Annotated in this window: 15 protein-coding genes; 2 read left to right on the top strand and 13 right to left on the bottom strand. The window is 47.2% G+C overall.

Annotated elements, in window-relative coordinates; genetic code table 11:
* Positions 1-30 precede the first annotated feature (30 nt).
* The gene (locus tag AB5I83_RS09745; RefSeq protein ID WP_448974904.1) at positions 31-1,539 is read right to left on the bottom strand and encodes a tetratricopeptide repeat protein; all 1,509 of its coding nucleotides are present in this window, start codon (positions 1,537-1,539) and stop codon (positions 31-33) included.
* A 380-nt stretch (positions 1,540-1,919) separates the two neighbouring features.
* Here AB5I83_RS09745 and AB5I83_RS09740 point away from each other — a divergent pair, with 380 nt between their 5' ends.
* Complete coding sequence (locus tag AB5I83_RS09740) at positions 1,920-2,891, top strand: nuclease-related domain-containing protein (RefSeq protein WP_448974902.1); 972 nt, start codon at positions 1,920-1,922, stop codon at positions 2,889-2,891.
* Positions 2,892-2,918: 27 nt separating this feature from the next.
* On the opposite strand, the gene hisIE is transcribed toward AB5I83_RS09740, so the two are convergent.
* The 8 genes from hisIE to AB5I83_RS09700 all read right to left on the bottom strand — a co-directional run bounded on the left by hisIE (position 2,919) and on the right by AB5I83_RS09700 (position 9,680).
* Positions 2,919-3,662: a bifunctional phosphoribosyl-AMP cyclohydrolase/phosphoribosyl-ATP diphosphatase HisIE gene (gene hisIE, locus AB5I83_RS09735; protein WP_448974900.1), complete on the bottom strand. Its 744-nt coding sequence runs from the start codon at positions 3,660-3,662 to the stop codon at positions 2,919-2,921.
* Positions 3,659-4,417: an imidazole glycerol phosphate synthase subunit HisF gene (hisF, locus tag AB5I83_RS09730; protein ID WP_448974898.1), complete on the bottom strand. Its 759-nt coding sequence runs from the start codon at positions 4,415-4,417 to the stop codon at positions 3,659-3,661. The genes hisIE and hisF overlap by 4 nt, the downstream gene beginning before the upstream one ends.
* Complete coding sequence (gene hisA, locus AB5I83_RS09725; RefSeq protein WP_448974896.1) at positions 4,417-5,148, bottom strand: 1-(5-phosphoribosyl)-5-[(5-phosphoribosylamino)methylideneamino]imidazole-4-carboxamide isomerase; 732 nt, start codon at positions 5,146-5,148, stop codon at positions 4,417-4,419. Before hisA ends, hisF begins: the two co-directional genes overlap by 1 nt.
* Entirely contained in the window at positions 5,145-5,786 is a 642-nt protein-coding gene (hisH, locus tag AB5I83_RS09720; RefSeq protein ID WP_448974894.1) for an imidazole glycerol phosphate synthase subunit HisH, read from the bottom strand. The genes hisA and hisH overlap by 4 nt, the downstream gene beginning before the upstream one ends.
* A gap of 55 nt (positions 5,787-5,841) precedes the next feature.
* Positions 5,842-6,429, bottom strand: coding sequence for an imidazoleglycerol-phosphate dehydratase HisB (gene hisB / locus AB5I83_RS09715; protein ID WP_226643341.1), 588 nt, complete (start codon positions 6,427-6,429; stop codon positions 5,842-5,844).
* A 24-nt stretch (positions 6,430-6,453) separates the two neighbouring features.
* The gene (hisD, locus tag AB5I83_RS09710; RefSeq protein ID WP_448974892.1) at positions 6,454-7,722 is read right to left on the bottom strand and encodes a histidinol dehydrogenase; all 1,269 of its coding nucleotides are present in this window, start codon (positions 7,720-7,722) and stop codon (positions 6,454-6,456) included.
* A 162-nt stretch (positions 7,723-7,884) separates the two neighbouring features.
* On the bottom strand, positions 7,885-8,508 hold the full coding sequence (hisG, locus tag AB5I83_RS09705; RefSeq protein ID WP_448974890.1) for an ATP phosphoribosyltransferase: 624 nt from the start codon (positions 8,506-8,508) through the stop codon (positions 7,885-7,887).
* Positions 8,505-9,680 carry an ATP phosphoribosyltransferase regulatory subunit gene (locus AB5I83_RS09700; protein ID WP_448974888.1) on the bottom strand — a complete coding sequence of 392 codons (1,176 nt, stop codon included), beginning with the start codon at positions 9,678-9,680 and terminating at the stop codon, positions 8,505-8,507. The genes hisG and AB5I83_RS09700 overlap by 4 nt, the downstream gene beginning before the upstream one ends.
* A 194-nt stretch (positions 9,681-9,874) precedes the next feature.
* On the opposite strand from AB5I83_RS09700, the gene AB5I83_RS09695 reads away from it, so the two are divergent.
* Entirely contained in the window at positions 9,875-10,447 is a 573-nt protein-coding gene (locus AB5I83_RS09695; protein ID WP_448974886.1) for an HAD-IA family hydrolase, read from the top strand.
* A 218-nt stretch (positions 10,448-10,665) separates the two neighbouring features.
* On the opposite strand, the gene AB5I83_RS09690 is transcribed toward AB5I83_RS09695, so the two are convergent.
* The 4 genes from AB5I83_RS09690 to lgt form a co-directional block, all read right to left on the bottom strand.
* Positions 10,666-11,205, bottom strand: a complete 540-nt coding sequence (locus tag AB5I83_RS09690; protein ID WP_448974884.1) for an acyltransferase — start codon at positions 11,203-11,205, stop codon at positions 10,666-10,668.
* Between the two features lies 1 nt (position 11,206).
* Positions 11,207-11,851 (bottom strand): pyrophosphatase PpaX, encoded by a 645-nt coding sequence (gene ppaX, locus AB5I83_RS09685; RefSeq protein ID WP_448974882.1) that lies wholly within the window; start codon positions 11,849-11,851, stop codon positions 11,207-11,209.
* Positions 11,841-12,785, bottom strand: a complete 945-nt coding sequence (locus AB5I83_RS09680; protein ID WP_448974880.1) for a nucleoside recognition domain-containing protein — start codon at positions 12,783-12,785, stop codon at positions 11,841-11,843. Before AB5I83_RS09680 ends, ppaX begins: the two co-directional genes overlap by 11 nt.
* 74 nt (positions 12,786-12,859) lie before the next feature.
* Positions 12,860-13,672 carry a prolipoprotein diacylglyceryl transferase gene (lgt, locus tag AB5I83_RS09675; protein ID WP_448974878.1) on the bottom strand — a complete coding sequence of 271 codons (813 nt, stop codon included), beginning with the start codon at positions 13,670-13,672 and terminating at the stop codon, positions 12,860-12,862.
* Positions 13,673-13,742: the final 70 nt, after the last annotated feature.

Genomic DNA, 13,742 nt, shown 5'->3' with positions numbered 1-13,742 from the left:
TTCTATTAGATAGATGGGTTAGCTTTAAAATTAAATGCTGTCTTCCTCGTGAAGAAACTCGTTTGCCAAATTTATATATTTGGTCAGAGTTGATACGGACAATCCATATTTCTTTGCGACTGCTGCTTTTGAGGTCTTGATGTCTCTTAGTTTATCCCACAGATAATCAACCGCTGCGGCCCAAGCCTTTTGGTTCTTGAAGTCATAGCCAGCTTCAGCTGCCTGCTCAAAAACCGAGAACCACATGATGTAGACACCCGCTTCATTTTTACCGATCGGCTGGTGGTGGTCATAAAGGAGCTTCGCCGTTTCATGCGCGCCCTTCACTTCTTCTTCCTTACTGTTCAGTTTACCGGAACTCACATACGCAAGGTATGATTTTTCCATTTCGGTCATTTTATCCGTTGATGTCTCCGCCGAGAGAATCTCCTTCTTTTTAGCGGATAGCGATGTAAGGAATAGCGCAAAAAGCCGTTCCTCCGGATAATCGCTGTTCAGCTGGTTCAGGATCGCTGAAACCTGTGATTCGAACTTAACGTCCGGTTTGTCAGCCCAAGGCTCCATTCCCTCTTTTTCAGGACTGAACTCGAGCACCTTTTTCCAGGCTGATACTGCTGTATTTTCCCTGCCGGTAAAATAAGAAGCATGCGCCAACCAGTAATAGAATGCACCGTCGCCTTCAAAACCGGTCTTTTGCAACTTCTTCAGCCAGCGGTATGCCAACTCGTACTCGCCGACAAGCGCAAATGTAGCGCCAAGCTTGAACTGATGTTCAAAGTGGATCGGGTGGATTTTTTCCAGTGAATCCTTAAGGTCCTGGCCTTCCTTCTCCTGTCCCTGATAATGCGCAAACACAAGGGCATTGCACAATGCATGCAGGTTGCCAGGGTTCCGCTCAAGCACATCATTCAGGATGTCACGCGCCTTCGTCGTCTCGCCGAGGTAAAAATACGCCAGCGCCAGATTATTGTAAGCTGACCAGTATTCCGGATACTCCTCGATGACCTCCTGGAAGATCTCAATCGCCTTCGGAAACTCTCCCGATTCCAAATGATTGCGCGCTTCCTCCTGCTTGACGATCAGGTCATCCTCTTCATAATAATCCTCATCCATCTCTTCCGCTTCCATCGTCAGAAGCTCAAGCAGGTCGTTCGCATCCTCGGCAAACTCACCGTCTTCATTCAATTCCAAATAAAGATTAGCATGCCTGAACGCATCGCGGAACAATCCCAGGTGAGCATAGTTATTCGCTAAGAAATAATGGCACTCTGCCATGTTTTCATCGAGTTCTTCGAGGACCAAGTGCAATAGGCGGTTAGACTGCTGGTATTCACCCATCTCCGACAGCACAATCGCCAGCTGGCAAACGATCATCGGCTCGCCAGGCTCAAGATGCATCGCACGCCGGAAATACTTCTCAGCCTTTTTAAGGTCCCGCCTGTGAAAAGCCTTGACCCCTTTGGTGAAATAATACTCACCAGTCGGAACGAATGACAGCAATTGGCCTTTTTGCTTCATTGCTTTAGAGTCTTTTCCCATATGATCCTCCATTTGTATTTTAGTAAATCCATATCCTTTGAACCTTTGAATTGTATAAGAATACACATACAGTGTTTTATCGAAGCAACTTTAACTAATGTAGTATAACATACGGACAGAGTGTTCGAGAAGGTGTGGATTTGAATTTGTAATTGGAGAGGGCGATTTCGGGGAGTTGGTCGATATATTGCAAAAAGTGGTCGATATAATTAAAAATCCGCTGATATATTGCCAAATGTGGTCGATAAAATCAAAAATCCGCTGATATATTCTAAAATGTGATCGATATAATCCACTAGTCTTGAATCTATATGTTATAAGAAGGTATTTTCAGTGATGCCATCGAATATTACAGTACCAATATTAAGGAGTGATAGACTTTGATTGGAAAAACAAGAGAATATCCTAAAGAAATCATGATATTAGAAGCAATAGTGAGACGCTTTCCTCCTGATGACTTCAGAAAAGCAGATTTCGAAAAGAAACTTTATCGGAAACGTGCAGGTTATAAAGGAGAAAAGACGCTGGATTACTTTTTAGAGCAAATTGATCACTCTGATATGGTGATTTTGCACGATTTGAGGATTCCGATCAACAGTACTCACTTCCAAATCGACACCCTCATCATTACCCCACACTTTCTCCTCATCATCGATTCCAAAAATTTAGCAGGTACACTTATTTTCCTTCCAGAATTCAATCAATTAATCAGAATTCAAAACGATATAGAAGAAGTTTTTCCCGACCCGATCCTCCAGACTAAAATCCAAGCATCTCAATTACGAGCATTTCTAGAAAAGCACCATTTTACGCCTCCGCCGATTGATTACCTTGTTGCCATAAGCAATACGCAGGCCCTCATTAAAAATCCAACCAATGACAAGGAAGTCAGTTATAGAGTCTTCAGATCTGCAAATGTCACTTTCAAAATCCCGCCATTTTACAATAAGCATCCCAAGTCACTCTTATCCAAAACTGAAATGAAAAAAATCTCCAAACAATTAGTAAAGGCGCATGTGCCATTGGTTCCAGATCCAAAGTCGATGAACCTTCCATTTGATAATATGGCTAAGGGTGTTCAGTGTCCTGCATGCGAGGCATTCGGTATGGATTACCATCAGGGGAAATGGACTTGCAAAGGCTGCGGACATAAAGCTGCGGCCGCCCACTTACAGGCATTGAGGGATTATTTCCTTCTTTACGACCCTTCTATTACTAACAAGCAATTTCGTGATTATATGAAACTAGAATCTACCTCAACCGCAAAACGACTCTTAGCTTGTATGGATTTGACGTCTCTCGGCACGAATAAAGGACGCACCTACTCTCCGGGAAAAAACTTCTTTGATTAAGTTAAGGCAGCAAAAACCCAGCGCAATCTATTCTTCTGCGCTGGGCTTCTTTCTTTTATTCAATACTGCCAATACCTCTTTCAGCGGCAGCTTTTGCTCCTGCAGCAGGACCATCAGGTGGTAAAGCAGGTCGGCGGCTTCCCATTTCAGTTCTTCTGGGTCACGGTTTTTTGCGGCAATGATGACTTCCGATGCTTCTTCGCCGACTTTTTTCAAAATCTTATCGACGCCTTTTTCAAATAGATAGGTAGTGTAGGCACCTTCTGGCATTTCCTGTTCGCGCTTGGAGATCGTTTTTTCCAGCTGAAGCATGACGGCGAAATCGCTTAGGGAAGCAAATTGGTCGGCAGTTCGATTCGCCGCACTTTCTGAATCACTTAGTGAAGCAAGTTGGTCGGCGGAACGCTCCAGCCTGCTATCTGAGAGTTCCGCTGAATCACGCTCATCAGAACGCTCCAACAGATTTTCCGAAAAACAGCTGACTGCTCCTGTGTGGCATGCCGGTCCGGCTGGGTCGACAAGCACTACAAGGGAATCTCCGTCACAGTCATATTTCATCTCGACGATTTTTTGGGTGTTGCCGCTCGTTGCGCCTTTATGCCAGAGCTCCTGGCGGGAACGGCTGTAAAACCAGGTTTCTCGTGTTTCAAGCGACTTCCTGAGGGATTCTTCATTCATATAGGCAACAGTCAGGACTTCACGTGTCGTTGCATCCTGGACGACCGCGGGTATCAGGCCATTGTCATCAAACTTCAATTCTTCTAGATTCATCGTACGGTCACTCCTTTTTCGCGGAGATGGGATTTCACTTCTTTTACAGAGGTTTCGCGATAGTGAAAGATTGATGCAGCCAGTGCGGCATCGGCTTTTCCTTCGGTAAAAGCGTCAACAAAATGGTCGGCGTTTCCTGCACCGCCTGACGCAATTACAGGCACAGTTACCGCTTCACTCACGGCTCTGGTCAATGCGAGATCAAAGCCCTTCTTTTCGCCATCACTGTCCATGCTTGTCAGCAGGATTTCTCCTGCTCCAAGGCGGACAGCTTCTTTTGCCCAGTCAATCACTTCCCACTCTGTCGGTGTCCGGCCGCCATGAGTATACACTCGCCATGAGCCGAGCTCTGGGTCGTATTTCGCATCGATGGCGACGACAATGCACTGGGCTCCGAAGAAATCAGAGCCTTCTGAGATTAGTTTCGGATTATTGACAGCTGCAGTGTTCAACGACACTTTGTCAGCCCCAGAACGAAGCATCTTTTTCATATCTTCAAGCGTGTTGATGCCGCCGCCGACGGTGAACGGGATGGCCAGCTCTGAAGCGACTTCCCGGACCACCTCGACCATCGTCTTCCTTCCTTCAACGGAAGCAGATATATCAAGGAACACGAGTTCATCGGCTCCTTGCTCATCGTAAAATCGAGCCAGTTCCACAGGGTCGCCGGCATCGCGGAGTTGCACAAATTGCACTCCTTTTACGACGCGGCCTTCTTTCACATCAAGGCAGGGAATGATCCGTTTGCTCAGCATCAGGACTCCCCCAATTCAAGCGCAGACTTTACCGAAAATCGCCCTTCATAAATCGCTTTGCCGACGATCGCGCCGCTGACGCCATCTTCCCTTAGCTGCCGGAGCGCACCTAAATCGTCAAGCGAGCTGACCCCTCCAGAAGCGATGACACTTTTGCCTGTCTCCAGAGCAAGCTGCCGGGTTGCCTCCAGATTCGGTCCGGCTAACGTACCGTCCGTGGCGATATCGGTAAAAATGAAGGTCTCTGCTCCAGCGTCTGCAAATCTTTTGCCAAGCTCGACAGCACTTACCTCTGAAGTATTCAGCCAGCCATGTGTCGCGACGAAGCCATTTTTCGCATCTAGGCCGATGGCAATTTTTGCTCCATACTTCCTGACCATCTCCTCAGCAAATTCAGGATTTGAAACAGCAATGCTGCCGATGATGACACGGCTGACGCCATTTTCAAGATAGTGGTTAATATCATCTTCACTCCGAATGCCGCCGCCTATTTGGACGTTCACGCCCAGCTCTTTTACTGCCTGGATGACGAATTGATCGTTCACACGCTTGCCATCCCTCGCGCCATCAAGGTCGACCATATGAATCCATTTTGCCCCTTCATCTGCGAATTTCTTCGCCATTTCAAAAGGAGAATCTCCATAAACCGTTTCCTTGTCATAATCGCCTTGCAGCAGTCTTACACATTTTCCGCCGCGCATGTCGATCGCCGGGTAGATTGTGAATTTCATGAGTCTGTCTTCCTTTCTGTTGCAAGGTTCGCAAAATTGCGGAGCAGCACCATTCCCATATCACTGCTTTTTTCCGGATGGAATTGCATCCCGAAGATATTTTCCCTGCAAACGATGGCCGGCACTTCAACATCATAATAATCGCCAACCGCCACCAGGACGTCAGGATCTTTCGTTTTTACATAATAAGAATGGACAAAGTAAACATAATCTTCTTCAAGAGAGGCCAGCAATGGAGAATCCCCGGTAAAACGGAGCTTGTTCCAGCCCATATGCGGAACCTTATAGTTTTCACCGACTTCTGTCTCACCTGAAAAACGTTCCACTTTACCAGGAAGCAGGCTCAAACCCTTTGTCAGCCCATTTTCCGTGCTTTCTTCAAACAACAGCTGCATGCCGAGGCAGATTCCGAGCACGGGCTTGCCAGTTGCGGCAAAATCTCGGATCATTTGGGTCAGTCCAGTACGGTCCAATATATCCATTGCATCACGGAATGAACCGACGCCAGGGACGAGCAGTGCATCTGCTTCCATTAAATTGCCTTTATGTTGTGATATGAAATATGGCACATCCAGGCGTTCAAGCGCTTTGCTGACGCTGAACAGATTGCCCATGCCGTAATCGACGATGCCAATCATGAGATAACTTCCTTCCTATTAGCGAGTTCGTTTTTCTTCCGGCGTAACTGCGTCGTTACAGCATCCCTTTTGATGAAGGCACTCCTTTTACCCGCGGGTCGATGGTTGTCGCTTCATCAAGCGCGCGGCCAAGAGCCTTGAACACCGCTTCGATCATGTGGTGAGTGTTTTTTCCGTAGTGGACGATAACATGCAGGTTCATTCTTGCTTCGAGCGCCAGCTTCCACAGGAATTCATGGACGAGCTCGACATCAAATGTGCCCACCTGCTGAGCAGGGAATTCTGCCCGCATTTCAAGGTGGGGACGGTTGCTCAGATCGATGACTACCTGCGCAAGCGCCTCATCCATTGGTACAAAGGCGTTGCCATATCGTTTGATTCCTTTTTTATCGCCTAGTGCTTCGCGGAGCGCTTGTCCGATGCAGATGCCAATATCCTCAGTTGTATGGTGGCCATCTACCTCCACATCACCCTTGGCATCCACTTTTAAATCGAATTGGCCATGCTTTGCGAATAAATCAAGCATATGGGAAAGAAAGGGGACTCCCGTATCAAGTGTCGTTTTACCCTCACCATCGATACTGAAATCCAAGTCTATTTTTGTTTCATTTGTATATCGATTCACCGTTGCTGTGCGTTCCATCAGCGTTCCCTCCATCCACTTTCATTACGATTTAAGTCTTGCTTCGACGGCCCTTGCATGGGCTTCCAAACCTTCGAGCCTTGCAAATTCGGCGATTTTTTCAGCGTTATCTTTCAGCGCTTTTTCGCTGTAAAGGATAATGCTCGATTTCTTTTGGAAATCCTCGACACTCAACGGGCTTGAAAAGCGAGCTGTCCCGTTCGTTGGCAGGACATGGTTCGGTCCCGCAAAATAATCACCAACAGGCTCCGAGCTATATCTTCCCAGGAAAATCGCGCCGGCGTGCTTGATTTTACCGAGAAGCTCCATCGGATTCTCCGTGACAATTTCCAGGTGTTCCGGTGCCAGCTGGTTGATGGCACTGACTGCCTCATCCAGATCTGCTGCCACATAAATCGCTCCAAAGTTTTCGATTGCCTGTGCAGCGATTTCCTTTCTAGGCAATTGTGAAAGCTGTTTGTACACTTCATTTTGAACATCTTCTGCAAGAGTACGGGATGTTGTCACTAAAACGGCACATGCCCGCGGGTCATGCTCTGCCTGGGAAAGCAGGTCTGCTGCAATTTCGTTGGCTCGGGCGGTGTCGTCGGCGAGGATACCAATCTCGCTTGGTCCAGCAATCATATCTATTGCGACGTCGCCAAACACCTCACGTTTTGCCAGGGCGACATAGATGTTTCCTGGACCTGTGATTTTATCGACCGGCTTGATCGTTTCAGTGCCGTATGCGAGTGCGGCGATCGCCTGTGCTCCGCCGATTTTATAGATTTCTTTTACCCCGGCAATATCTGCGGCAACAAGAACGCCTGCCGGTAGCTTTCCATCCTGGCCAGGTGGCGAGACCATCAGGATCCGCTGAACACCAGCGGTTTTTGCAGGGATGACATTCATTAACACTGATGAAGGATAAGCCGCCGTCCCGCCCGGCACATATACACCGACAGAATCGAGCGGCGTTACTTTCTGGCCGAGCATCGTTCCATTTTCCTCTGTTGTCATCCATGACGGACGCAGCTGCTTTTCATGGTAGTAACGGATATTATCAGCTGCCTCTTTAATAATGTCCACGAGCTGGCTGCTGACCGAATTATAGGCTTCTGAAATTTCATCGTCTGTCACCATAAAATCATCGAGCGCCACTTGATCAAACTTTTTTGTAAAAGTCCTGAGCGCCTGGTCACCTGAAGCACGGACCTCTGCGATAATGCTCTGTACCGCTTTTCTCTGCTCTTCGGTTCCGCCATCTACAGTCCGTTTGAGTGACAAACTTCCATCTATTTGTAAAATCTCCATGGAATTCAAATCCTTTCAGATTCACGATCTATTACATCTCGATTGAGTTTCTTCAGCATTTTCGGGCCTTTAACTAAGACCTTATAATCAAGATGACATCATCCGCTTTCAAGCTAGTTGACTTCATCCCCATTCAATCTAGTTGCATATTCAACTTACAAGTCAGATGACTTTATCCAAACGTTTGATCAGCTCGCTGATCCGCTCATCCTTTATCCGGTAGCTGACTGGATTGACAATCAGCCTTGAGGTTACGCTTGTGATTGTTTCGTACTCGACCAGGCCATTTTCCTTTAATGTCCTTCCGGTAGAGACGATGTCGACGATCCTATCGGAGAGCCCGATTAATGGCGCAAGCTCGATTGATCCGTTCAATTTGATGATTTCGACTTGCTCGCCCTGCTCTCGGAAATAGGCTGCGGCGATGTTCGGGTATTTAGTCGCTATTTTTGGGGCAACATCATTCATTTTTGTATCCGGTAATCCGGCAACGGCAAGATAGCATCCACTAATCTTTAAATCGAGCAGTTCGTACACGTCCCGTTCTTCTTCAAGCAGGACATCCTTTCCGGCAATTCCGAGATCGGCGACACCATGTTCGACGTATGTAGCGACATCCATTGGCTTCGCGAGTATGAAGCGGAAATTTTCTTCTTCCACATCAATAATCAACTTGCGGGAATCATCAAATTCAGGAGGCAAATCAAAGCCCGCATTCCGCAGCAGTTCAACCGCTTCGGTAAAAATCCTGCCCTTCGGCATCGCGATGGTCAGCTGCTCATTCATTGCGCTCCCTCCTTCCCTACAAGATAAACGACATCAGCAAAAGCAGCGGAACAAGCATCAAGATTGCCTACTGCACTGATGTCCTGGAGGATGACACGTTCCCCGTCCTCCCTGCGCTGGGCGGCAAGCTGGTATGCTTCCTTTCTCCGTTCATGACTGAAAAGAATGCAAGTAACAGGCTCAGGTTCACTAAGATTGCCGAGGCTTTCAAGCAGGCGGTCGAGTCTGATTGCGAATCCAGTGGCCCCAGTCGATTTGCCGAATTTCTCGAGCAGCTTGTCATAGCGGCCGCCATTGCCGATTGGGAAGCCTACCATTCCAGCGTAAACCTCAAATAAAATGCCAGTATAATAGCTCATATGGCTGACAATCGTTAAGTCAAATTTAATTCGGTCGCTTCCGCCAAAGTCTTCGATGATGGCAAACAGCAGCTTTAGTTCATCCAGTGCTGCCTTGCCTTTTCCGTTCTCAACCAATTCAGATGCCCTGTCAATCACTTCCGGACCGCCGCGCAGTTCCAGGAATGCGAGAAGCCTTTGTGAATCAATTGATGACAACGGCAATGCTTTGACATGCTCTCGATAACCGACATAATTTTTCTCATATAAAAATTTCGTCAGTTCCCTGGCTCTTTCTTCCGTGCCAAGGATCTGGACGAACAATTCATTGACGAAGCCAACATGCCCGACGGACAGCTGAAACTGTTCCAGCCCTGCTTTTTTCAGCGAGGAAATCGCAAGTGAGATCATTTCACCATCCGCGCTAACCGAACCGTCGCCGATACACTCGACGCCAATCTGCTCAAATTCAGCTGGCCGCCCGCCTTCTCGCTGCTGGGCGCGGTAGACATTCTCAGAATAGGCCAGCCTTAACGGAACCTGATCCTTGAATAATTTTGAAGCCGCAACCCTCGCGATCGGTGCGGTCATATCTGGCCGCAGCACAAGCGTATGCCCCTGCTGGTCCAACAGCTTGAACAGCTGCTGATCAAGGATTGCTGAAGCACTGCCAACTGTTTCGTAATATTCGAGCGCCGGTGTCTCGATGAATTGGAAACCCCATTGCTTCATTTCTTTTTGAATCGAGCTTCGGACTTTTTCTTTCGCTTCATGCAATTCCGGAAGTGTATCCCGCATGCCAAGCGGCTTTTCAAACATGAATAATCTGCTCATTGATTTTCACCCTCTTCGTTGCTGGTGTTTGATATATAAATTTTCTAAATCCTTTAGTTCGCTAATATGGTAACAAGATGAAGTTATATGTATTTTATCGTTCATTTTATTATCCGTCAACCATAAGCTGTTCATGTTGGCTTTTTAAAAATTGGACTGTTAAAATGGGGGCAAACAAAAAGGAGGGCTTAGCAGTGAAAATCCTCTGGGACTTGGACGGGACAATCCTTGATACGTGGCCGACACTTGTCGAGGCATTTACGGTGGTGGCAAAAAAAGACTTGAAGTATGAAGAAGTCCTTCCGCACCTGAAATATGGGACAGCCTATGACTTTTACGGTGTCGATAAAAAGAAGGTAACTGAATTCCGAGAGATTGAGCGTACTTTGCCAAATGACAGGAAGCCACTTTTTCCCTATGTGAAAGATGTGCTTGCAAACGCAGATGCAAATGTCCTTGTAACCCATCGCAATCGGCGATCAACAGAAGAGCTGCTGGAACACTGGGAACTAGGGCAATTTTTCCAGGAAGTCATTTGCCCTGCGGATGACGGTTATTCGTTAAAGCCGGATATTCATGCGTATAAGTACCTGCATGACAGATATGGCTTGGATCTTGTAGTCGGCGACCAGAGCACAGACCTGATTCCCGCCAGAAAAATTGGCGTGCAGACCTGCTCCTTCCGAGAAACAAACGAGTTTGCAGACAAAACCATCTATTGTTATTCGGAATTCCATTTAAGTAGAAGCGAAGGCGACAAAGGATAATTTTCTTATAAAAAATAGTGTTACCAGACGCCTTTTTCATTCCAAAAATAATTTTATTGGCGAAAAACAAATTATATCGACCACTTTTTCAAATATATCAGCGGATTTTTGAATTTATCGACCATATTTGGAATTATTTCGACCACTTTTTGCATTAATTCGACCACATCCAATTTTTCCCACAAAAAAAAGCGAAGCGGCCTCAAATCCGCTTCGCTTTATTTTGTTGGTGATTGTCCATAGATTTCATCATCCGCCCAGCGCTCTGCGAGTTCTTCCTTTGTGTAGATCACGCGCATTGGGTTGCCGCCGACAAAGGCTCCTGCCGGCACGTCTTTGTGGACGAGTGTTCCGGCGGAGACGATGGCGCCGTCACCAATCGTGATGCCAGGCATGAGCGTGGAATTGGCCCCGATCATGACTTCACTGCCAATTTCGACGTCGCCGAGGCGGTATTCCTTGATCAAGTATTCGTGCGCCAGGATTGTCGTATTATAGCCGATGACCGTATTGCGGCCGACGGAGATTTTCTCCGGGAACATGACGTCCAGCATGACCATCAGCGCAAACGAGGTCTGGTCGCCGACTTTCATACGGAGGAAATTGCGGTACAGCCAGTTTTTCATGCCGAGAAATGGCGTGTAGCGCGCTGCCTGGATGACGACGAAATTTTTGACGACCTTCCAGAACGGGACGGTTTTATACACATGCCAGAGTGAGTTTGCTCCTTCTACTCGATAACGAGTCGTCCTTCTCATTTTACACCCCGAGGATTGGCAGGATTTCAGCCATATTTTCCAAGATATAATCTGGCTTGTATTCCTCTAGATGTGCTCTTCCCTTGATGGACCATGCGACACCGACTGTTTTTGTGCCGGCGTTCTTGCCGCCGAGGATATCATGATGGTTATCTCCGACCATGATTGCACGGTCAGGTGATGAGCCGAGCATGTCCAATGCTTTTAAAAGCGGCTCCGGATCTGGTTTCGCTTTTTCAACGTGGTCAAGCGCGACGACGACTTCGAAAAATTCATCCAATCCTGTCAGCTTTAAGCCCATCTTAACTACATCCGAACGCTTCGTTGTGACGATCCCTAAATGGAAGCCGTTTTCCTTCAATGTCCTGACTGTTTCATATACTCCATCGAATTCTTTTACCAAGAGATCGTGATTTGCCAGGTTGTAAGTCCGGTAGGTAGTGATCATTTCCTCATAGCCTACAGGATCCAGCTTCTCAAACGATTCTTTTAAAGACGGCCCTAAAAACGGAAGAACATCCTCCCTTTTGTATTGGCCTGGATAATAGGTTTCCATTGTGTGTAGGAAAGATGAGATAATCAGTTCGTTCGTATCAATTAAGGTCCCGTCAAGATCGAACAGGACTGTGTCTATTTTATTGCTCATATACTGCTTCCTTTCTTTTTGCGAGGTCCGCGCGGTTCCAAATGATCGCGACTGTGATTGTCAATAAAATCGCCACACCAAGGCGGATCAGCAGCAGCGGCAGAACCGGAATTCCGAGCGGAACAAAAATTAATGTATCTTCCACGACGGCATGGCAGGCAACGAGGAAAATGAACGCCAGCGTGACATCCTTTTTGCTGACTCCATCCTCCTGGACTGCCTGGATCATCACGCCCGCGCCATACGCGAGCCCGATCAGCAGGCCGGCTGCCATTGTCGTCGAGGTATTCTCCTTCATGCCGAGCGCTCTAGTTGCAGGTGCCATCCATCTTGAAAAAACAGCAAGCCATTGCTTTTCCTTCATAATTTGCACGACGACCATCAGAGGGATAACGATGATGGCCAGCTGGAATATGCCGACTCCCGCCTTCGTAATACCTTCAAGCAGGATCGCTCCCCATCCTGAAACTTCTTCACTTTTTGCAGGGACCATTCCATATTTCGCGATTTCAGCTCCGCCATTCCAAACAAGATTGATGACCACAGCTGATATGAACGCGAGTCCGAGACGGACCAGAACAATGACCCACAGCTTGACGCCAACCTTGAGGGCGACACTCGATTCAACCAGCATATTATGTGAAAAGCTCAGCATCACCGCAATGATGAAGACCTCTTTTACCGTTAGATCAAGCGTCAGGATTGCTCCAATGGCCGCGTATAAATTAAGGAAGTTCCCAATGACAAGCGGAATCGCCGCATCCCCTGACAACCCGAGCAGCGACATCAAAGGCGTAATCAGGTCAATTACCCACGGCAGGATTGGAGTGTATTGAAGGATTGACACAATCAAGGTGACTGGAAAGATGACCTTCCCGAGTGCCCAAGTTGTGTTCAAGCCAACCATCAACCCTCTTTTTAATGTAGAACCCATTGAATCATCTCTCCCATTACTTATGCCTTGATTCATTCTATTTATTGTTTCTCACTTTTAGTAATCCGAAATTTCTAGTTCTCTAAATAACGTACTTTTGAATAACCCTTTACTCTTCTGAAAATCCATAAGCCGATTGCCAATAAAATCAATGCGATCGAAATGGTCTGGGCAATCCTTAATGATTCTGTCAGCATCAAGCTGTCCGTTCGCATTCCTTCAACAAAGAAGCGTCCAATCGAGTACCAAATGACATAGCTAAGGAAAATTTCCCCGCGTCCCAGGTTCACTCTGCGTAAAGACATCAGCAAGATGAAACCGAGCAAATTCCAGATCGATTCATACAGGAACGTTGGATGATAATACGTTCCGTTGATATACATCTGATTGATGATGAATTCAGGCAGGTGAAGGTTTTCTAAAAATGTCCTCGTCACTTCCCCGCCATGCGCTTCCTGGTTCATGAAGTTTCCCCAACGGCCGATTGCCTGTCCAAGGATGATGCTTGGTGCTGCGATGTCCGCCAGCTTCCAAAACGAAACATTCCGTGACTTCGTAAAGAAATACGCTGTAGCAACAGATCCGATCAATGCCCCGTGAATCGCGATGCCGCCATTCCAAACCTTGAAAATTTCTCCTGGATACTGTGCGTAATAATCCCACTGGAAGATTACATAGTAAAGCCTTGCTGACAGAATGGCGATTGGGATCGCCCATAGCATCAAATCTGCAAAAGTATCTTTGTGCAAGCCGCGGCGTTCACCTTCGCGCATGGCAATCCATAACGCAAGCGCAATTCCTAGTCCGATGATGACGCCATACCAGTGCACCTGGATCGGCCCGAGCGAAAAGGCGATCGGGTCGATCGGCTGAATATTTTTCTCCATGTTTTTCCCCTCTTTTATATAAAAATCACTTCTACCAGCACTTTGGCCGTTCTTAATCAAACGTTTGATT

Source organism: Mesobacillus sp. LC4 (genome assembly GCF_053543455.1).
Note: the sequence above shows the minus strand (reverse complement) of the source record. Positions and strands in the feature narration are given on the sequence as shown.